Source organism: Sphingomonas jaspsi DSM 18422, assembly GCF_000585415.1.
In the GTDB taxonomy this organism is placed as follows: domain Bacteria; phylum Pseudomonadota; class Alphaproteobacteria; order Sphingomonadales; family Sphingomonadaceae; genus Sphingomicrobium; species Sphingomicrobium jaspsi.
On record NZ_KK073876.1, the window covers coordinates 134,484 to 152,171 of the forward strand.

Sequence of the window (17,688 nt, forward strand, 5' to 3'; positions counted from 1 at the left end):
GCCGCCATGCGTATCCTGCTTGTCCCGTTCGCCGCCCTGTCGCTGGGCGGATGTGTCTCCATCGCCAAGACCGCCGTCGATGTCGTCACCTTGCCGGTGAAGGCAGTCGGCGCAGGGGTCGATGCGGTCACCACCAGCCAGTCCGAAGCCGACGAAAAGCGCGGTCGCCAGCTGCGCAAGGCGGAGGAAGATTACGGCAAGCGGGTCCGCCTGTGGCAGGAAGCGTGCGACAAGCTGCGCGAAGCGGGCGAGCCCTGCCCGCCCAAGCCCGCCTATGTCCCGCCGCCGGAGCCAAAGGACTGATGCGCTATTTCCTCGACACCGAATATGACGGCTTCGGCGGCGCGCTGCTGAGCCTCGCATTGGTGCCAGAGGATGGGAGCGAGGAATTCTACGTCGTCATCGACCAGCCCGAGGTCCGCGACGAATGGGTCCAACGCCACGTCGTGCCTTTCCTCGACATGGTGCCCGAAGCCCTGAAAGGCCCCCGCCTGTCGCGCGAGGCCGCAGCCGACGCGCTCGCGACTTGGCTCGCCCATGACGAAGCGCCCGACATCATTGCCGACTGGCCCGAGGACCTCGCCCAGATTTCGATGCTGCTGGTCACCGGGCCCGGCCGGATGAAAAGCGTGCCGCCGCTGACGCTGCGCTTCGTTCCGCTCCACGGATTTTCGACCGCGGCCAACAGCGCGGTGCCGCACAATGCGCTGCACGATGCCCGGGCGCTGCGCGATCACATCATGAACCACTTGGAATAGCGTCGCTTTCCGGTTAGCGGCGGTTGTGATGGTTCCCTTTTCGTTCGCGAATCACGATTTTCTCGCCAGCCCCGACGGCGCGCTGTTCTGGCGCGCCGAGCGGGCGTTGCTGGTGGCCGACTTGCATCTGGAAAAGGCGAGCTGGTTTGCGCGGCTAGGCCAGATGCTGCCGCCCTACGATAGCATCGCCACATTGGAGGCCCTCACCCGCGACGTCGATCGCAGCGATGCCGTCCGCCTCTATTGCCTCGGCGACAGCTTCCACGACCGCTTCGGCTGCGACCGCCTGCCGGAGCGCGCGCGCACGCTACTGACCGCGCTCACCGACCGCATCGACTGGGTGTGGATCACCGGCAATCATGATGCTGGCTTCATCGACCATTGCGGCGGCCGCATTGTCGAGGAAGCGACTGTCGGCGGCATCGCGCTGCGCCACGAAGCCGTTGCGCAGGATCCGGCCCCGGAAATGTCGGGCCATTACCATCCCAAGCTGCGCCTTAGGATGAAGGGCCGCCACGTCTCGCGCCGCTGCTTCGTGATGAGCGACACCAAGCTCATCCTGCCCGCCTATGGCGCGCTGACCGGCGGCCTCGATGCCCACCACCCTGAAATCCTGAAGAAAGTCGGCGTGGGCGCATCGGCGCTGGTTCCCGTCACCGACCGCCTGCTCCGCTTCCCGATCGCCGCCTAGGCCAGCTTCGCCGGGTTCCCGGCTTGCCGCTCGCTCAGGCGAGCTTCGCCGGAATCAGACCGCGCACGATATTGCCCACGAAAAACCCGTCCTTGAGGTCGTCAGGGGTAACGGGCGCTTCAACGGCTTTCCCTTGCTCCAACAGGATTTCGCGCAGCACGCCGGGCATCAGCGACCCGCTCGGCGGGGTCAGCAGCTTGCCGTCCTTTTCGACGAACACATTGCTGCGGCTGCCCTCGGTGACATGGCCGTCAGGATCGACGAACAGCGCCTCATAGGCGCCGCTCTCGCTTCGCGCCTTGTCGTAGAAATGACGGTCGGTGGTCTTGTAGCGCAGGCGGAAATCGCCGGGATCGACCGGCAACGGAGCCAGCGCGACGCGGACCGGCGTTTCTTCGGGATCGTCGAACGGCTTGACCTGGATCGCCATCGCCCCGCCCTTGGCCAGCAGCAGCCGGACCATGCCGCGTTCCTTGCGGCCGAAGGTCGCCGCCTGCAATTCGTTCCGCGCCGCATGGCGGTCGAACCTGAAGTCCAGATCTTCCGCCGACCCCTTGAGCCGCGCGAGGTGGCGCTCCAGCTCGACGATGCCTTCGGAAGGGTCGAAGCGCATGGTTTCGATAAGGTCGAACTGCCGTTCTTCCCGACGCACAAAATCCCCCTTCAACAAACACTCGTCCCATTCATCGCGCGGCTTGCTGTCGACCACAAGCCCGGACCCGAGCCCCAATCGCGCGACTGTTGCTCCGTTGCGCCACGCAAGCGTCCTGATGAGCACGTTGAACGCGGCGTCACCCCCAGGCTCGATCCAGCCCATTGACCCGGTGTAGGCCCCGCGCGCCTCGCCCTCGAGCCGGCGTAACGCCTGCATCGCCGCGATTTTCGGCGCCCCGGTGACTGATCCGCACGGGAAAATGGTCTTGAGCACATCGACCGCGTCCAGCCCGTCGCGAAGGCGCGAGGTGATGCGGCTGACCATCTGGTGCACGGTCGGATAATGATCGACCCGGAACAGGTCGGGCACCGCGACACTGCCCGTCTCCGACACCCGCGCCAGATCGTTGCGCATCAAATCGACGATCATCAGATTTTCGGCGCGCTGCTTTTCGTCGGCGGCCAGCGCCTCGGCTTCGGCCCGGTCGGAATCCGCATCGGTAAGACGCGGCGCGGTGCCCTTCATCGGCAGCGCTTCGACCACGCCGTCGCGGATGGTGAAAAATTGTTCGGGCGAGCAGCTGACCAGCGCCAGCTCGTCGGTTCGCAGCACGCCGCCCCAACCCGCCAGCGACGAGCGCCGCAGCCTTTTGTACACAGCCAGCACATCGCCCGCGACCGCGACGTCGCAGCCGAAGGTCAAATTGGCCTGGTAGAAATCGCCCGCGAACAGATGCTCGCGCACCCGCTCGACCGCCGCGACATATTCTTCCGGCCCGATCCGCGGACGCGGCACGCCGACCATCGCCCCGTCGGGATCGCCCGGCAATTGGTCGATGGACGGGCTGACGAACCCGTCGAACAGCCCGAAGCAGAGCAGCGGACCACCGCTGTCCCGCGCCGAATATTTGAGGGCCGGGTCGAGCGCATAGCCCGCCTCATAGGACAGATACCCCGCGGCATGGGACCCCGACCGAACCCCGGCCCGGATTGCCTCGAGTGCAGGCAACACTTCAGCCTGTGTGCGGGCGACGATGATTTCCGACGCGCCCGAATAGAGGCGCGGCGCAGCGCCACCGGCCCGGGCATCGTCGAAGTAGATCCACATGGCATTGGCCATTGCCCTGTCGCATGGCCCTTCGTAAACCCTCGCCCAGTCCCGGATTGGAGAATACGATGCGCACTGCCCTGCTGATGGCCGCCCTGTTGATGTCGACCCCGGCGCTGGCGCAAGGCCAGCCGATCGACCCCGCGGTAAAGGCCCGCATCGACCGTATCCTCAAGAAAACGCCGCTGATCGACGGCCACAACGACATCGCCGAGCAGCTGTCCGAAAGCCACGAGTCCAGCGTCGCCAACCTCGCCAGCGGCACCGATAAATGGGCCAAGGACCCGCTGATGACCGACATGGCGCGCCTCCATGCTGGCCGGGTCGGGGGCCAGTTCTGGTCGGTCTATATCGACGGCACGATCACCGGCGACGAAGCGATCCGCAAGACCATCGAGCAGATCGACATCGTCGACCGCATGATCGCCGCTTATCCGGGAGACCTCGAACGGGCGCTTACCGCCGACGATATCGTCCGTATCCACAAGGCCGGCAAGGTCGCCTCGCTGATCGGGATCGAGGGAGGACGTCAGATCGGCGGCAGCTTCGCCGCGCTTCGCCAATTCTACCGTTTGGGCGCGCGTTACATGACGCTCACCCACAACCAGACCACCGAATGGGCCGACAGCGCGACCGACGATCCCAAATATGACGGCCTGTCGCCGTTCGGGGTGAAGGTGGTGCAGGAAATGAACCGCCTCGGCATGCTGGTCGACATCAGCCATGTCGCGCCGACGACGATGCGCGACGTGCTGGAAGTCAGCCGCGCGCCGGTCATCTTCTCGCACAGCTCGACTGGCCTCGTCGGCCATCCGCGCAACGTGCCCGACGACGTCCTGGCGCTGCTGCCGAAGAATGGCGGGGTGGTGATGATCAACTTCGTCCCCGACTTCATTTCCAAGGACGTCTGGGCGTGGAACGGGGAACGCAATGCCGAGCAGGCCAGGCTCAAGAACGTCAACCGCGCCAGCAGCAAGGCGGTCGAAGACGGCCTGAAGGCATGGGACCTGGCCCACCCGCGCCCGAAGACCGACGTCGCGACCGTCGCCGACCATATCGAACACGCCGTAAAGCTGGCAGGCCATGACCATGTCGGCCTCGGCGGCGACTTCGACGGCATTCCCTATACGCCGGACGGGCTGACCGGGGTCGAGACCTACCCGCTGCTCTTCGCCGAACTGATCCGCCGCGGGTGGACCGACGCCGACCTCGCCAAGCTGGCCGGCGGCAACGTGCTGCGCGCGCTTCGCGGCGCCGAGGCGACCGCGACCGCGATGCGCGACGTCGCCCCCGCGATGGACAAGCTGCCGCCCAAGCCATAACGCGCCGCCATGTCCGACCAGCCGCCCCTTCGCGCCGCCATCATCCCGGTCACCCCGCTGCAGCAGAATTGTACGTTGTTGTGGTGCACCAGGACCATGCGCGGCGCCTTCGTCGATCCGGGCGGCGACCTCGACAAGCTCAAGGCCGCGGCGGCCCAAGCGGGCGTGACGATCGAGAAGATCCTCATCACCCACGGCCATATCGACCATTGCGGGCAAGCCGGCATCCTGGCCGAGGAACTGGGCGTGCCGATCGAGGGTCCGCACGAAGAAGACCTGTTCTGGATCGCCCGGCTTGAAGACGACGGCCACCGCTACGGCATCAACGGCAAGCCGTTCAAATCGGACCGCTACCTCGTCGACGGCGACATTGTCACTGTCGGCGAGCTGACGTTCGACGTCCGCCACTGCCCCGGCCACACCCCGGGCCATGTCGTCTTCCACCACCCCGAATCGAAGCTGGCGATCGTCGGCGACGTGTTGTTCCAGGGGTCGATCGGCCGCACCGATTTTCCGCGCGGGGTGCACCAGGACCTCATCGATTCGATCGTCCAACGTCTGTGGCCGATGGGCGGCGACACGCGATTCGTCCCCGGCCACGGCCCGATGTCGACCTTCGCCCATGAACGTCAGACCAATCCGTTCGTCGCGGACAAGGTTCTGGGTACCAAGTGAATCGCTTGCGTCGGCGCGGATATTCGCTATAGGCCCCTCTCGTTCGCGACGATCCGGCCGCCGCCGCGGGGGTCCCGATAGGGAACCACGTTGAGCTGGGCGAGGAGAGTCGCCAATTTTTTTGACTAGCAGTTTGAAGGTAGAGCCGAGATGGCCGTCCCTAAGAGAAAAACTTCGCCCTCGAAGCGGAACATGCGTCGCAGCCACCACGCGCTGTCGCCGACCAACTTCCAGGAATGCCCGAACTGTGGCGAGCTGAAGCTCCCCCACAACCTGTGTTCGGCCTGCGGCCACTATAACGGCCGCGAGATCAGCCAGACCGAAGCCTAAGCGGCGGGCGCGAAGGAAGGGCACTCAGGCATGGCCGTGAGCCCCCGCATCGCAATCGACGCCATGGGTGGAGACATCGGCCCGGCGGCCCTCGTCGCCGGGATGGCCCGTGCGCGCCGTCAGGACAAATCGCTGCGCTTCGACCTGTTCGGGGACGAAGCGCTAATCGCGGCGGAGCTGGAAAAGCACCGCCCGCTGCTGGACGTCGTCACCGTCCACCACACGCCCGACCAGATCAAGGCTTCCGAAAAACCGAGCCAGGCGATCCGCCGCGCCAAGACCACGTCGATGGGCATGGCGATCAACGCCGTGAAGGACGGCCAGGCCCATGCCGCCCTGTCCGGTGGCAATACCGGCGCTCTGATGGCCATCGCCAAGCTGGCGCTGCGCACCATGCCCGGCATCGACCGGCCGGCGCTGGCCGCGCTGCTGCCGACCCTCGAACGCGATGTCGTCATGCTCGACCTCGGCGCCAACACCGAATGCGACGCGCAGAACCTCGTCCAGTTCGCCGTCATGGGCTCGGCCTATTCGCGCAGCGTATTCGGCCTCGACCGCCCGCGCGTGAAGCTGCTCAATATCGGCACCGAAGAGCTGAAGGGCACCGACGAATTGAAGGAAGCCGCCGCCATGCTGCGCGAGGCGAGCTACTTGCCGATGCTGTTCGACGGCTTCACCGAGGGCGACAAGCTGGCGCGCGGCGACGTTGACGTCGTCGTCTGCGACGGGTTTTCCGGCAACATCGCGCTGAAGACGGCCGAAGGTACCGCGCGCTTCATCACCGACCTGCTGCGCCGCGCCTTCACCTCGTCGCTGCGTTCGAAGGCCGGCTTCGCTCTGTCCAAGCCGGCGCTGAACTTGCTCAAGGTCCATCTCGACCCCAACAATCACAACGGCGCGGTCTTCCTCGGCCTCAACGGGCTGGTGGTGAAAAGCCACGGCAGCGCCAACTACAAGGGGGTCGCCAATGCCATCGGAGTCGCCGCGTCGATGGTAAGGAACGACATCACCCGCAAGATCGCCGAGGACCTCGACGATTTCCGCGCGCACGCCTTTGCGCCTGAAGCCGCGCTGGAAAATCCGGGCGAATGACCCTGCGTTCCGTCGTCAAGGGGACCGGTTCGGCCCTTCCCAAGCGCAGCGTGTCGAACGCGGAACTGGCCGCCCAGGTCGACACCAGCGACGAATGGATCGTCGAGCGTACCGGCATCCGCAACCGCTACATCGCCGACGACAGCGAAACGACTGCGACGCTGGCGGCCGATGCGGCGCGCAAGGCTCTGGACGCCGCCGGCATTGCCGCGGCCGACATCGACCTCATCGTGCTCGCCACCGCGACGCCCGACCAGACATTCCCGGCCACCGCGACCAAGGTGCAGGCGATGCTCGGCATCGACGACTGCATCGCCTTCGACGTGGCCGCGGTCTGCACCGGTTTCCTTTATGCCCTGTCCGTCGCCGATTCGATGCTGCGCAGCGGCAATGCCAAGCGCGCGATCGTCATCGGCGCGGAAACCTTCAGCCGCATCCTCGACTGGGAAGATCGCACCACCTGCGTCCTGTTCGGCGATGGCGCCGGCGCGATCGTGCTCCAGGCGGAAGAGGGCGAAGCAGGCATCCTGTCGACCAAGCTCCACGCCGACGGCCGCCACAACGGCCTGCTCTATGTCGACGGCGGTCCTTCGACCACGGGCACGGTGGGCAAGCTGCGCATGAAGGGCCGCGAAGTTTTCCGGCACGCCGTGGTCAACCTCGCCGACGTGCTGGGCGAAGTGCTTGCCGCGACCGGCCTTACCGCCGCCGACGTCGACTGGGTCGTGCCGCACCAGGCCAATGCCCGCATCCTCGATGCGACCGCCAGGAAGCTCGGTTTGCCGCCGGAAAAGGTAATCGTCACGGTCGACCGGCATGCCAACACGTCGGCAGCCTCGGTGCCGCTGGCGTTCGACGTCGCGGTCCGCGACGGCCGAATCAAGCGCGGCGACCTGCTCGTCTTGGAAGCGATGGGCGGTGGCTTTACGTGGGGCGCTGCAGCGATTCGCTATTGAAGCTTCTGTAAAAACGGGCAAAAGTCGGTTTGCCGACCGGCAATTTGTTCGTTAGCGTAATGTAGGGTGCCACGCGTATCGGCACCGATTTTGGGGGCGGAGAATTATCATGGCCGATGCGGGTATTGCCCGTTCGAATCCGGAACTGCTGTCGGGCACGCTGACCCGTGCCGACCTTTCCGACATTGTTCACAATCGTCTGGGCCTGTCGCGCGCCGAAAGCGCCAGCGTGGTCGAGCGGGTGCTGTTCCACATGTGCCACGCGCTCAGCGAAGGCCAGAACGTCAAAATTTCGGGCTTCGGCACCTTCATCCTGCGCGACAAGGGCGAACGGGTCGGCCGCAATCCCAAGACCGGCGTCGAAGTGCCGATCGCGCCGCGCCGCGTGATGACCTTCCGCGCCAGCCAGATCATGCGCGACCGGATCTGCGGGTAACGATGGCCGGCGAAAAGGCCCCGGACGCCTTTCGCACCATCGGCGAGCTGAGCGAGGAGCTCGGCGTCGCCCAGCACATCCTGCGCTACTGGGAAACCAAGTTCCCGCAGCTTAAGCCGCTCCAGCGCGCCGGCAACCGCCGCTATTACCGGCCCGACGATGTCGCGCTGGCGCGCCGCATCCACCGACTTCTCCACGAAGAAGGCTATACGGTGAAGGGCGTCCAGAAGCTGCTCAAGGAGAAGCGAGCGGACGACGTGTCCGTTGCTGCGACCCCGATCGAAGCGCCGCCCGCCATGCACATTCCGCAAGCCGTCGGCGGATTCGACGCGCCGGTGCCGTCAGAGCAGGGTGGCGGCGTCGATGTCTTCCGGCTGATGGCGCTGCGCGACCGGCTGGCCGCCGCGCTCGCCGACTAGGCCAATTCGCGCGGGCGGACGAACCGCTCGACCCTCGCACAGCCCGGCCGCACGTCTCGCCAGCTTGCGACGTCGAGGTTGAGCTTGGCGAGCGCCGCCGTCGGATAGCCTTCGCGCAATCGCCGAAATCCTTCGCCCGTATCGCCGCCGGCCAGGTTCATCGCCGCGCCGGCAATTGCGGGCATATGACCGATCAGCAGTAGGTGATGGAGGCGATCGTCGGTTTCGGCGATCAGGCCGATCACCCGGTCGGATCCGGCTTCGTAGATGCGCTGCTCGAATACCGGCTCGACGCGGAGCGCGAGCAGTTCCAGCGTCTGCCGCGTCCTGACGGACGGGCTACAGATGACAGCGTCGATGGGCTCACCGGCCAGTTCCGCGGCCATCCGCGCCGCTGCGGCGCGGCCGCGCTCGTTCAGCGGCCGGTCGAAATCCTCCTCACCCCCGCTCCAGTCGGACTTGGCGTGGCGCAGGAGGAGAAGCGTTTTCATCCATCGACCTTTTGTGGAGGACTCAACGCATTACTACGGGCGAAAGCTTCGACCCGCACGACTGCCTGATCAAGCGTCAATCGATGAACGGAGACGCTGTCGGGAAAAGCGGAGAGCAATCGCGAGGGAAAGGCGCTCGACAGCATCACGAACTGGCCGCGATCGCCCTGCCGCCGGATCAGGCGCCCGAACGCCTGTGCCAGGCGCGCCCGCACCACGCGGTCGTCATAGGCGCTGCCCCCGCCCGCCAGCTTGCGCGCGGCATGCAGCACCGTCGGCCGCGGCCAGGGCACGCGCTCCATCACCACCAGCCGCAACGATTCGCCCGGCACATCGACCCCGTCGCGCAGCGCGTCGGTGCCCAGCAAGCTGGCGTGCGGGTCGTCGCGGAAGATGTCGACCAGCGTGCCGGTGTCGATCGGATCGACATGCTGGGCCAGCAGCGGCAGCCCCTCGCGTGCCAGCCGGTCGGCAATCCGCGCATGGACCGCGCGCAGCCGCTGGATGGCGGTGAACAGCCCCAGCGTCCCGCCGCCCGCCGCCTCGATCAGCCGCGCATAGGCCCCAGCCAGCGCCGGGATGTCGCCGCGACCGATGTCGGTGACGATCAGCACTTCGCTGTTGGCGCCATAATCGAACGGGCTCGCTGCCTCGAAATGCCGGGCTGGCGCGGGCAAGTGCACCGCCCCGGTCCGCGCATCGGCCGCGTCCCAGCCCTCACTCCCGCGCAAGGTCGCGCTGGTCACCAGCACGCTGTGCGCCGGTTCCAGCACCGCCCGCGCCAGTGGCTTGGTGGGATCGAGCCAGTGGCGATGGATGCCGATGTCATATTCGCGGCCCTCGACCCGGTCGATCGCCAGCCAATCGACGAAATCGGGATCGGCCACCCCGCCGACCCGGCCCAGCAGCGCGATCCACGCGCCGAGCGTCTCGCGCCGCCAGGTCAGCCCGTTGATCGCCCCTTCGACTCGCGCCCGCGCCTGGCTGTCGAGCCAGTCCGGCGCATCCTCAAGGATCGCTTCCAGTCGTCGTCCCAGCGCGGCCAACGGCTTGGCCAACGCCTCGAACGCCGCCATCGCCTCGGCTGCCGCCTCGACCAGCCGCCCATCGGGTTCGGCCAGCTCGGTTTCCAGCCCGTACCCCGCATCCTGTGCATCGGCCCGCGCATAAACCGTGCCGCGCACCTCGCTCAGCAGCGTCTCGACCGGCCCGAAAGGATCATTCTCCGCCAGCCGCCTGATCCACCCGTCCGACGGAAGCGCCCGCGCCGCCTCGACCGCCGCGTCGAGCGCCATCGCGCCCTCTTCGTCGTAACTCATGACATCGAGCAGTCGCGCCGACAGCCCGCGCCGCCGGCCGCGCGACTTGCCCTCCGGCCCGACGATCCAGCGGCGGATCTCGATCGCCTCCTGACCGGTCAGCGCCGCGGCAAAGGTCGAATCCGCCGCGTCGAACAGATGATGGCCTTCGTCGAACACGATCCGCGTCGGTGCATCGGGCCGCCCGCGCGCGGCATTGACCATCACCAGCGCATGGTTGGCGATGACCAGGTCCGCCTCGCGCCCTGAGCGCTCGGCCCGTTCGATGAAGCATTTGCGGTAATGCGGGCACCCCGCATAGACGCATTCCCCGCGCCGATCGGTCAGTGCCGTCGCGCCCGCGCGCCGGAACAGGCTCGGCAGCCAGCCGGGCAGGTCGCCGCCGACCATGTCGCCGTCCTTGGAATACGCCGCCCAGCGTCCTACCAGCTGCGCCAGCACCGCCGCCCGTCCCGAAAACGCGCCCTGCATCGCGTCCTCGAGGTTGAGCAGGCAAAGGTAATTCTCGCGCCCCTTGCGGATCACCACCCGCCGCTTGCGCTCCTCCTCGTCGGGGAACAGCCGCTTGCCTTCCGCATCAAGCTGCCGCTGCAGTGCCTTGGTGAAGGTGGATACCCACACCGTCCCGCCCGCTCTCTCGGCCCACAGCGAGGCCGGCGCGAGATAGGCCAGCGTCTTGCCGATGCCCGTTCCCGCCTCGGCCAGCAGCATGTTCGGCTCGCCTTCCGCCCGGCGCGGATTGAAGACGCGAGCGATCTCGCCTGCCATCCGCCGCTGGCCTTCGCGCACCTCGCTGCCGCGCCCGGTCAGCGCCTCCAATTTGGCTTCGGCATCCTCAGGCGGGATCGTCACTGTCCGCGGCTTGGCGCGCTCGGCCTGCTCCTCCCATTGCGGCAGGCGCGAAAACAGCATCCGCTCGCCCCGCTCGGGCTTGGCCAGCCGCTGCCCGACGAACGGCGCCCAGCCCCAGCCCAACCGCCACAAGGTCGAATTGCTGGTCCACGCCCCCTCGCGCTCGGCCCAGTCCGGATCGGCCAGCGTTTCCAGCAGCGCCTCGGCAATTGCGATCAGCGTCCCCACCGCCTCGGCATCGCCCTGCAGGGGCGTCACCCCGCACGCCCGGGCCATCCCCGCCACCGTCGGCACCGCGAACCGCGCCGGGTGGACGAACGCGTAAAGCTCGAGCAGATCGAGCCCCGACACGTCGGGATAGCCCAAGCGCTGGCCAACCAGCGGCGCGTTCAAAATGACGTGCGGCGTTTCCGCCAGCCGCCCGATCGCTTCGCCGCGCGACGCCTCGCGCACCTCGCCCTTGGACGAGACCCAAATCCCGGCATGGGTTGCATGGAGCGACGGAAGAGGCAAAGGGGTGGGCACGACTCCCAAAGCAATGGCGAGCCCAGAACGAAAGGACAACCTTTGAGCGACGAGCTGATCCGTAACGCCGCCCTGACCAGCAAGGCATGGCCGTACGAGGAAGCGCGTAAACTGCTCAAGCGCTGGCCGGGCGGCAAGCCGAACGGCGAGCCGATGATCTTCGAAACCGGATATGGTCCGTCGGGCCTGCCGCATATCGGCACCTTCACAGAGGTCCTCCGCACCACTTGGGTCCGCCGCGCCTATGAGGAGTTGACCGGCGGCGCGCCGACAAGGCTTATCGCCTTCAGCGACGACATGGACGGCCTGCGCAAGGTGCCGGACAACGTCCCCAATCCGCAGCTGCTGCAGGCCAACCTCGGCAAGCCGCTGTCGCGCATCCCCAACCCGTTCCCCACCGACGACGAAAGCTTCGCCGCGCACAACAATGCGCTGCTGCGCAAATTCCTCGACCAGTACGGCTTCGACTATGAATTCGTCTCGGCGTCGAGCCGTTACAACAGTGGCGCGTTCGACGATGCGCTGAAGAATGTCCTACGCAATTACCAGGGCATCATGGACATCATGCTGCCGACCCTGCGCGAGGAACGGCGCCAGACCTATTCGCCGGTCCTGCCCATCTCCCCGACCAGCGGCGTCGTGCTGCAGGTCCCGGTCGAGGTCATCGACGCCGACGCCGGCACCATCGCCTTCACCAACGAAGACGGCACCCGCGTCGAACAGTCGGCGCTGGGTGGCCAGTCGAAGCTGCAGTGGAAGGTCGACTGGGCGATGCGATGGGTCGCGCTTGGCGTCGACTATGAAATGTACGGCAAGGACCTGACCGACAGCGGCGTCCAGTCGGGCAAGATCGCGCAGCTGCTGGGCGGCCGGAAGCCCGAAGGCCTGATCTACGAAATGTTCCTCGACGAAAAGGGCGAGAAGATTTCGAAGTCGAAGGGTAACGGCCTCAGCCTCGAAGAGTGGCTGACCTACGGCAGCGACAACAGCCTCGCCTTCTACCTCTATCGCGAGCCCAAGCGCGCCAAGAACCTCCACCTCGGCCTCGTGCCCAAGGCAGTCGACGAATATCACCAGTTCCGCGGCAACTACACGGCACAGGAAGTCGACAAGCGGCTCGGCAATCCGGCGCACCACATCCATGCTGGCGACATCCCGCCGGGCGAAATGCCGCTGACCTACGGCCTGCTCCTGAACCTCGTCTCGCTCCCCGGCGTGCATGACAAGGACATCGCCTGGAAATTCGTCCAGAAGTACGCGCCCGACACCTCACCCGAAAAGGACGCCGAGCTCGATACGCTGATCGGCCTCGCGGTCAATTACGCTCGGGACTTCGTCGTGCCCGGCCTGAAGCGCCGCGCGCCGATCGCGCACGAAGTGGACGCGCTCAAGGAACTCGACGCCGAACTCGCCAAGCTCGGTCCCGACACGCCCGGCGACGAAATCCAGAACGTCGTGTTCGAGGTCGGCAAGCACCACCCGTTCGAGAGCCTGCGCGACTGGTTCAAGACACTCTACCAAACCCTGCTCGGCTCCGAACAGGGCCCGCGCATGGGCAGCTTCATCGCCCTCTACGGCGTCGACAACACCCGCAAGCTGATCGCCGAAGCGCTGGCGGCCTGACCCGCTAACCGGCCAGCATCGGCGACGTGAGCCGCGCCTTGTCCGCCGTCAGCTCGCGCCGCGCCAGCGCGATGATCGCGTCCGCCGGCTCGGGCAAGCGCGCGCGATGCCGGTCGAGCCAGTCGATGAACCGCGTCGTCTCCTCCAGGAAGCGCACGTCATGGACGGGGTGCTCGGCCCAATAGGCGTCGAGCAGGTCCCGCAGCACCGGCTTCAACGCGCCGAGCGTCAGCGGCGCGATGCTGTTGAGCGCCGCGATCCGGGTCGCCCGGTACAGGGTGCAATTGGCGTCCATCCCCTTTTGCCACACGGCCTTCACCAACCGGTCCCGCTCACGCTTGTTCAGGTCATAGCCCGCCAATGCCGTGTCGGGGCGGTCCCGCACCGCCAGGCACAGGGTCGGCGAGGCGGCGAGGTCGGCGAAGGCGCGCTGGAACGCGGCCAGCGTCATATCCGCCGGCTCCACGCCTTACGTGCCCGGGCGATGACCCCGGCGATGCCCTCAAACCCGATCAAGGGCAGATAGCTGTCGTGAAATTCGAAGGTGATGCCGCGCAAATTGGGTGCGCGCGATACAAGATCGTCGAGCAATGCCCACACCGGCTCCGGCGGCGCGCCCGAATGGCTGTCGGCATACATGCCGCCCAGCTCCGACCCGTTGGCGATATGCACCTCGATCACCCGGGTAAGGTCGAGGTGGTCGAGAAAGCGATGCCCGCAGAAATGATGATTGACTGTGTTGCAGTAGAGATTGTGCAGGTCGAGCAGCAGTCCGCTGCCGCTCAGGTCGCAGAAGCGGTTGAGAAAGTCGGCCTCGCTCAGGTCGGAATCCTCGAACGCGACATAATAGGGGCTGTTCTCGAGCAGGAACGGTCGTCCGGTCTCTTCCCGCACATAGCTGGCGCGCTCCACCGCGAGGTCGAGCACGTCGAGATCGAACGGCGCCGTCAACGCCAGCCCGGCGGCGGCAGGCCCGTCCCCATCGGAAATGGCGACGAAGGCGAGATGCTCGCTGATCCAAGATGCGTCCCACCGCTCGGCCCACGCCGCCATTTGCGCGACATAGCCATGGTCGGTCGGAACCGCACTGGCGATCGACAGCCCGATATGGTGCGACACCGTCGGCAGCCGCGCATCGTCCAGCATGGCTACCCACGCCGCGACATCGGTGAATCGCTGTGCCCCGGAGCCGCCGCTTCTGCCGCGGTCGGTCCAGAACATGTCCGGCGTGACCGCGACATAGTCGACGGCCCCGGGGGCACAGACAAATGGGGCGATCGCCAGATTGGCCATGATGCCCACGCCGAGCCGCGGAGCATCACCGGCCGGGTCTGCGATCCCCATCGGTGGCGGGTCCGTTAGTGGCCCAGCCTCACGTTAATGACGGGATCGAACTGTTCGGTAATGTCGAACGGCTGACCGGACAAACAGGGTTGGCAGCCCCTCGGCAATTTCGCGATCGCCGAAAGATCAACACGCGACAAGGCTTTCAGCGCGTCGGCCAGTTTCGTCCCTTGCGGAACGGTGAACCGCAGCGCCCCTGTCGCCTTATTGAAGCCAATATAGCCATGACCAGTTTTAATGAGTGTTTCCGTTTCCATAGGGTTTCTCCCGCAGAGGACTCGGTAAGCAACAATATCTGCTTCTAACAGCAACGAGTCAAACCTGTTCTTGGACTCTGTGTTTATTGTTACGGAGTCGAATTTATCGGCTAGTTTGACCCGATAAACGCTAGATTATTAATTGGTTTCAGCGAAGAACCTATTAATTTACCTAGATCATAATCCACGATTCGGCCGCGCAATAAGCGCTAGCCACGCTTTGCCGCGCTTGGCAGGATGCAGCACCATGACCGTGAAAACCGTCGCCATGCTCACCGCGGGCGGGCTCGCGCCCTGCCTCAGCTCCGCCGTCGGCGGGTTGATCGAACGCTATACCGCCGTCGCGCCCGACGTGCGCATCATCGCCTATCGCAACGGCTATGCGGGGCTCTTGACCGGCGACTGGATCGAGGCGACGCCGCAGGTCCGCGCTGCCGCCGGCCGCCTCCACGCCTTCGGCGGCAGTCCGCTCGGCAACAGCCGGGTCAAGCTCACCAATGTCGAGGATTGCGTGAAGCGCGGCCTCGTCCAGCCGGGGCAGGACCCGCTCCACGTCGCCGCCGAACAATTGACGCGAGACGGCGTCGATGTGCTCCACACCATCGGCGGCGACGACACCAACGGCACCGCCGCCGACCTCGCCGCCTATCTCGCTACCAACGGCTACAGCCTCACCGTCGTCGGCCTGCCGAAGACGATCGACAATGACGTCATCCCCATCAAGCAATCGCTGGGCGCCTGGACCGCGGCGGAACAGGGCGCGGTCTATGCGCGCAACATCATCGCCGAACATTCGTCCAACCCGCGCATGCTGATCGTCCATGAAGTCATGGGTCGTCATTGCGGCTGGCTGACCGCCGCGACCGCCCGCGCGCACCACGACTGGGTCAAGACCGCGCCGTTCGCGGAGTGGGCGGAGAATGCCGCCGCGCAATGGGACGTGCACGGTGTCTATGTCCCCGAGGCCCCGGTCGATTTCGATGCCGAGGCGGAGCGGCTGCGCCCGCTGATGGACAGCCTCAACGGCGTCAACCTGTTCGTCAGCGAAGGCGCCGGCGTCCACGACATCGTCGCGGCGATGGAGGCGGCGGGCGAGGACGTGCCGCGCGACCCCTTCGGCCATGTCCAGCTCGACAAGATCAACCCCGGCCAATGGTTCGCCAGGAAGTTCGCGGCGAAGCTCGGCGCGGACAAGGTGCTGGTCCAGAAAAGCGGCTATTTCTCCCGATCCGCCCCCGCGAACGACGAAGACCTCGCCCTCATCCGCGCCTGCGTCGACACGGCAGTCGACAGCGCGCTTGCCGGCGTATCGGGCGTGGTCGGGGAAGATGAAGAGCGCGGCGACGCGCTACGCGCCATCGAATTCGACCGCATCAAGGGCGGGAAGAGGTTCGACGTGAAGACGGAGTGGTTTGTCGAGTTGCTGGGTGAGATTGGGCAGGGGTGAAGGGCAAGAAACTACCCATTCCGGAAATAAGCACGCGACTGCTAAGCGCCCGTAGTGGATATTCCACTTTCGATCCAAAGATGACATCCCTTAAGGCAGCGTATGAAGTCTTACAGGAGGGCTAATGCCGGAGTTTGTCCATGATTTTGTCGGGGCGCTAAATAGTATCGGCAACAGAGTGACGCTGGACACACGCGAAATCGAAGACGCGGGAATCTACGAAATACTGCAAACGCCAGGCGCTGCGCTCGGCAGTTGGTCGATCCTTGGCGACCTGCTCGAGCCAATTAGGGAATTCCGTTTCAAGGAACAGTTAGGGCAGGCACGAGAAGTCAAAACCGCATTGTCGGGGCTGTTTGGCAGGTTCGTTGCGCGGGCATACGCCGTGAAATATTTGGGATTGAATTACTTCGCGCACATTCATGCCCCTCCGATGTCCCTGGTCGGCGGACTTGGCGTGCTCCGCAAGACCCGCCCGGGGATCAAGGCGGACATGCCCGATTGGGTAGCGTGGGGCGTCGCAGGCGGCTTGGCCATCGTCGAGGCAAAGGGGTCGTACGATAAGGCCGGGCCAAGGGCACTTCGCGAACGGGCCTACAAGCAAGCTAAACGTGCCAGAATCATGCACGGCCGCAAGCTAGCCAACTTCAACCGCTACGCCGTCGTGACGCGGTGGGGGTGCAGCCTCCCGGCACCGGCGACTGACTCCATGATCTATGTCCGCGACCCGGTAACGAAAGGCCAAACCAGCCCTGAGGAAGACGCGGAGCTGGGCATTGGCATTGCTAGGCGGCACTTCGGGGCGTTGCTCATCCCGCTCGGCCAACGCGAATTGGGACAAGCGCTGTTCACGTTGGCCGAGGTGGGCCGGTCAAATACCGCCTCCGCCGGGGTGGCGCAACGGACAGCGCTGTCGCAATTGCACAAGGCCCCAAGGAGCGAGCTCAAGAGTGTCGCCCTGACCGGCGGCGACGACGGCTTAATCGGCGGCATCATCACCCGTGGTGGCCCACTCGCAATACCGAAGCTGAGTGAAGCCGACCGCAAAAGGCTTAGCCGACTAAACTTGAAGCCGTGCTTCGTCGGAGTGGACAAGCGAATGCTCGAAGCAGTGATCAAGGGAGATGCCAATCGGGTAAGGGAACTGCGCGGGCAGGCACAATTGACGGCCCCCGTTGGCGAAGACGCGGTGGCAAGCACAGATAGGGCCGGATCCTGGATCGCCCGGCTGGAGAGTTGAAACCTCCGGCTGCCACGAAAAGGGGTGGGCGACTACGAAGCTTTGAAGCGCTCCTCCTTTGCTGTTGCTGACGCTCAAAACTGCGCTCCGCAATGTGTCTGCTTTCGGCCAGAGCCTGCAATCCAGATTTGCCGCTTAAGACCGCTTTC

19 protein-coding genes are annotated in these 17,688 nt (G+C 65.7%); 13 read left to right on the plus strand and 6 right to left on the minus strand.

What is annotated here, in order from left to right:
- Positions 1-6 precede the first annotated feature (6 nt).
- Genes G570_RS00720 through pdeM form a run of 3 tightly spaced genes read left to right on the plus strand, consistent with a single transcriptional unit; the run spans position 7 to position 1,449 of the window.
- Positions 7-303, plus strand: coding sequence for a hypothetical protein (locus tag G570_RS00720; protein ID WP_051504468.1), 297 nt, complete (start codon positions 7-9; stop codon positions 301-303).
- Positions 303-758: a hypothetical protein gene (locus tag G570_RS00725; RefSeq protein WP_037498103.1), complete on the plus strand. Its 456-nt coding sequence runs from the start codon at positions 303-305 to the stop codon at positions 756-758. The genes G570_RS00720 and G570_RS00725 overlap by 1 nt, the downstream gene beginning before the upstream one ends.
- A 28-nt stretch (positions 759-786) precedes the next feature.
- Complete coding sequence (gene pdeM / locus G570_RS00730; RefSeq protein WP_037498106.1) at positions 787-1,449, plus strand: ligase-associated DNA damage response endonuclease PdeM; 663 nt, start codon at positions 787-789, stop codon at positions 1,447-1,449.
- Positions 1,450-1,483: 34 nt separating this feature from the next.
- Here pdeM and pabB read toward each other — a convergent pair whose 3' ends face one another.
- Positions 1,484-3,223, minus strand: coding sequence for an aminodeoxychorismate synthase component I (gene pabB, locus G570_RS00735; protein ID WP_037498109.1), 1,740 nt, complete (start codon positions 3,221-3,223; stop codon positions 1,484-1,486).
- Positions 3,224-3,279: 56 nt separating this feature from the next.
- On the opposite strand from pabB, the gene G570_RS00740 reads away from it, so the two are divergent.
- The 7 genes from G570_RS00740 (at position 3,280) to G570_RS00770 (ending at position 8,441) form a co-directional block, all read left to right on the plus strand.
- Complete coding sequence (locus G570_RS00740) at positions 3,280-4,533, plus strand: dipeptidase (protein ID WP_037498112.1); 1,254 nt, start codon at positions 3,280-3,282, stop codon at positions 4,531-4,533.
- 9 nt (positions 4,534-4,542) lie between these two features.
- Positions 4,543-5,208, plus strand: coding sequence for an MBL fold metallo-hydrolase (locus G570_RS00745; protein ID WP_037498114.1), 666 nt, complete (start codon positions 4,543-4,545; stop codon positions 5,206-5,208).
- 150 nt (positions 5,209-5,358) lie between these two features.
- Entirely contained in the window at positions 5,359-5,538 is a 180-nt protein-coding gene (gene rpmF / locus G570_RS00750) for a 50S ribosomal protein L32 (protein ID WP_037498117.1), read from the plus strand.
- Between the two features lie 30 nt (positions 5,539-5,568).
- The gene (gene plsX / locus G570_RS00755; protein WP_037498121.1) at positions 5,569-6,630 is read left to right on the plus strand and encodes a phosphate acyltransferase PlsX; all 1,062 of its coding nucleotides are present in this window, start codon (positions 5,569-5,571) and stop codon (positions 6,628-6,630) included.
- Entirely contained in the window at positions 6,627-7,586 is a 960-nt protein-coding gene (locus G570_RS00760) for a beta-ketoacyl-ACP synthase III (RefSeq protein WP_037498124.1), read from the plus strand. Before plsX ends, G570_RS00760 begins: the two co-directional genes overlap by 4 nt.
- Before the next feature lie 109 nt (positions 7,587-7,695).
- Positions 7,696-8,022 (plus strand): integration host factor subunit alpha, encoded by a 327-nt coding sequence (locus G570_RS00765; protein ID WP_051503897.1) that lies wholly within the window; start codon positions 7,696-7,698, stop codon positions 8,020-8,022.
- A 2-nt stretch (positions 8,023-8,024) separates the two neighbouring features.
- Complete coding sequence (locus G570_RS00770) at positions 8,025-8,441, plus strand: MerR family transcriptional regulator (RefSeq protein WP_037498127.1); 417 nt, start codon at positions 8,025-8,027, stop codon at positions 8,439-8,441.
- On the opposite strand, the gene G570_RS00775 is transcribed toward G570_RS00770, so the two are convergent.
- Together G570_RS00775 and G570_RS00780 are read right to left on the minus strand one after the other, a co-directional pair.
- Entirely contained in the window at positions 8,438-8,932 is a 495-nt protein-coding gene (locus G570_RS00775) for a SixA phosphatase family protein (protein WP_037498130.1), read from the minus strand. The genes G570_RS00770 and G570_RS00775 overlap by 4 nt on opposite strands.
- The gene (locus tag G570_RS00780) at positions 8,929-11,628 is read right to left on the minus strand and encodes an ATP-dependent DNA helicase (protein ID WP_037498133.1); all 2,700 of its coding nucleotides are present in this window, start codon (positions 11,626-11,628) and stop codon (positions 8,929-8,931) included. The genes G570_RS00775 and G570_RS00780 overlap by 4 nt, the downstream gene beginning before the upstream one ends.
- Before the next feature lie 42 nt (positions 11,629-11,670).
- Here G570_RS00780 and G570_RS00785 point away from each other — a divergent pair, with 42 nt between their 5' ends.
- The gene (locus tag G570_RS00785) at positions 11,671-13,251 is read left to right on the plus strand and encodes a lysine--tRNA ligase (protein WP_037498135.1); all 1,581 of its coding nucleotides are present in this window, start codon (positions 11,671-11,673) and stop codon (positions 13,249-13,251) included.
- A 4-nt stretch (positions 13,252-13,255) separates the two neighbouring features.
- On the opposite strand, the gene G570_RS00790 is transcribed toward G570_RS00785, so the two are convergent.
- The 3 genes from G570_RS00790 to G570_RS00800 are packed head-to-tail and all read right to left on the minus strand — an operon-like array spanning position 13,256 to position 14,852.
- Complete coding sequence (locus G570_RS00790; protein ID WP_037498137.1) at positions 13,256-13,702, minus strand: hypothetical protein; 447 nt, start codon at positions 13,700-13,702, stop codon at positions 13,256-13,258.
- Positions 13,699-14,595 carry an MbnB/TglH/ChrH family RiPP precursor modification enzyme gene (locus G570_RS00795; RefSeq protein WP_037498138.1) on the minus strand — a complete coding sequence of 299 codons (897 nt, stop codon included), beginning with the start codon at positions 14,593-14,595 and terminating at the stop codon, positions 13,699-13,701. The genes G570_RS00790 and G570_RS00795 overlap by 4 nt, the downstream gene beginning before the upstream one ends.
- 14 nt (positions 14,596-14,609) lie before the next feature.
- Positions 14,610-14,852, minus strand: coding sequence for a hypothetical protein (locus G570_RS00800; protein WP_037498140.1), 243 nt, complete (start codon positions 14,850-14,852; stop codon positions 14,610-14,612).
- A 247-nt stretch (positions 14,853-15,099) separates the two neighbouring features.
- Here G570_RS00800 and G570_RS00805 point away from each other — a divergent pair, with 247 nt between their 5' ends.
- Both G570_RS00805 and G570_RS00810 read left to right on the plus strand, forming a co-directional pair.
- Positions 15,100-16,299, plus strand: coding sequence for a pyrophosphate--fructose-6-phosphate 1-phosphotransferase (locus G570_RS00805; RefSeq protein ID WP_037498144.1), 1,200 nt, complete (start codon positions 15,100-15,102; stop codon positions 16,297-16,299).
- Positions 16,300-16,423: 124 nt separating this feature from the next.
- Positions 16,424-17,539, plus strand: a complete 1,116-nt coding sequence (locus tag G570_RS00810) for a hypothetical protein (protein WP_037498147.1) — start codon at positions 16,424-16,426, stop codon at positions 17,537-17,539.
- The last annotated feature ends 149 nt before the right edge of the window (positions 17,540-17,688 follow it).

Bases quoted from the DNA above. Each gene is read 5' to 3' on its own strand.
- G570_RS00795 (WP_037498138.1), bottom strand. From the start codon at position 14,595: ATGGGGATCGCAGACCCGGCCGGTGATGCTCCGCGGCTCGGCGTGGGC.
- G570_RS00740 (WP_037498112.1), top strand. From the start codon at position 3,280: ATGCGCACTGCCCTGCTGATGGCCGCCCTGTTGATGTCGACCCCGGCG.
- G570_RS00810 (WP_037498147.1), top strand. From the start codon at position 16,424: ATGCCGGAGTTTGTCCATGATTTTGTCGGGGCGCTAAATAGTATCGGC.
- G570_RS00790 (WP_037498137.1), bottom strand. From the start codon at position 13,702: ATGACGCTGGCCGCGTTCCAGCGCGCCTTCGCCGACCTCGCCGCCTCG.
- G570_RS00720 (WP_051504468.1), top strand. From the start codon at position 7: ATGCGTATCCTGCTTGTCCCGTTCGCCGCCCTGTCGCTGGGCGGATGT.
- G570_RS00765 (WP_051503897.1), top strand. From the start codon at position 7,696: ATGGCCGATGCGGGTATTGCCCGTTCGAATCCGGAACTGCTGTCGGGC.
- plsX (WP_037498121.1), top strand. From the start codon at position 5,569: ATGGCCGTGAGCCCCCGCATCGCAATCGACGCCATGGGTGGAGACATC.
- G570_RS00760 (WP_037498124.1), top strand. From the start codon at position 6,627: ATGACCCTGCGTTCCGTCGTCAAGGGGACCGGTTCGGCCCTTCCCAAG.
- G570_RS00770 (WP_037498127.1), top strand. From the start codon at position 8,025: ATGGCCGGCGAAAAGGCCCCGGACGCCTTTCGCACCATCGGCGAGCTG.
- G570_RS00775 (WP_037498130.1), bottom strand. From the start codon at position 8,932: ATGAAAACGCTTCTCCTCCTGCGCCACGCCAAGTCCGACTGGAGCGGG.
- pdeM (WP_037498106.1), top strand. From the start codon at position 787: ATGGTTCCCTTTTCGTTCGCGAATCACGATTTTCTCGCCAGCCCCGAC.
- G570_RS00725 (WP_037498103.1), top strand. From the start codon at position 303: ATGCGCTATTTCCTCGACACCGAATATGACGGCTTCGGCGGCGCGCTG.
- pabB (WP_037498109.1), bottom strand. From the start codon at position 3,223: ATGGCCAATGCCATGTGGATCTACTTCGACGATGCCCGGGCCGGTGGC.
- G570_RS00805 (WP_037498144.1), top strand. From the start codon at position 15,100: ATGACCGTGAAAACCGTCGCCATGCTCACCGCGGGCGGGCTCGCGCCC.
- rpmF (WP_037498117.1), top strand. From the start codon at position 5,359: ATGGCCGTCCCTAAGAGAAAAACTTCGCCCTCGAAGCGGAACATGCGT.
- G570_RS00800 (WP_037498140.1), bottom strand. From the start codon at position 14,852: ATGGAAACGGAAACACTCATTAAAACTGGTCATGGCTATATTGGCTTC.
- G570_RS00745 (WP_037498114.1), top strand. From the start codon at position 4,543: ATGTCCGACCAGCCGCCCCTTCGCGCCGCCATCATCCCGGTCACCCCG.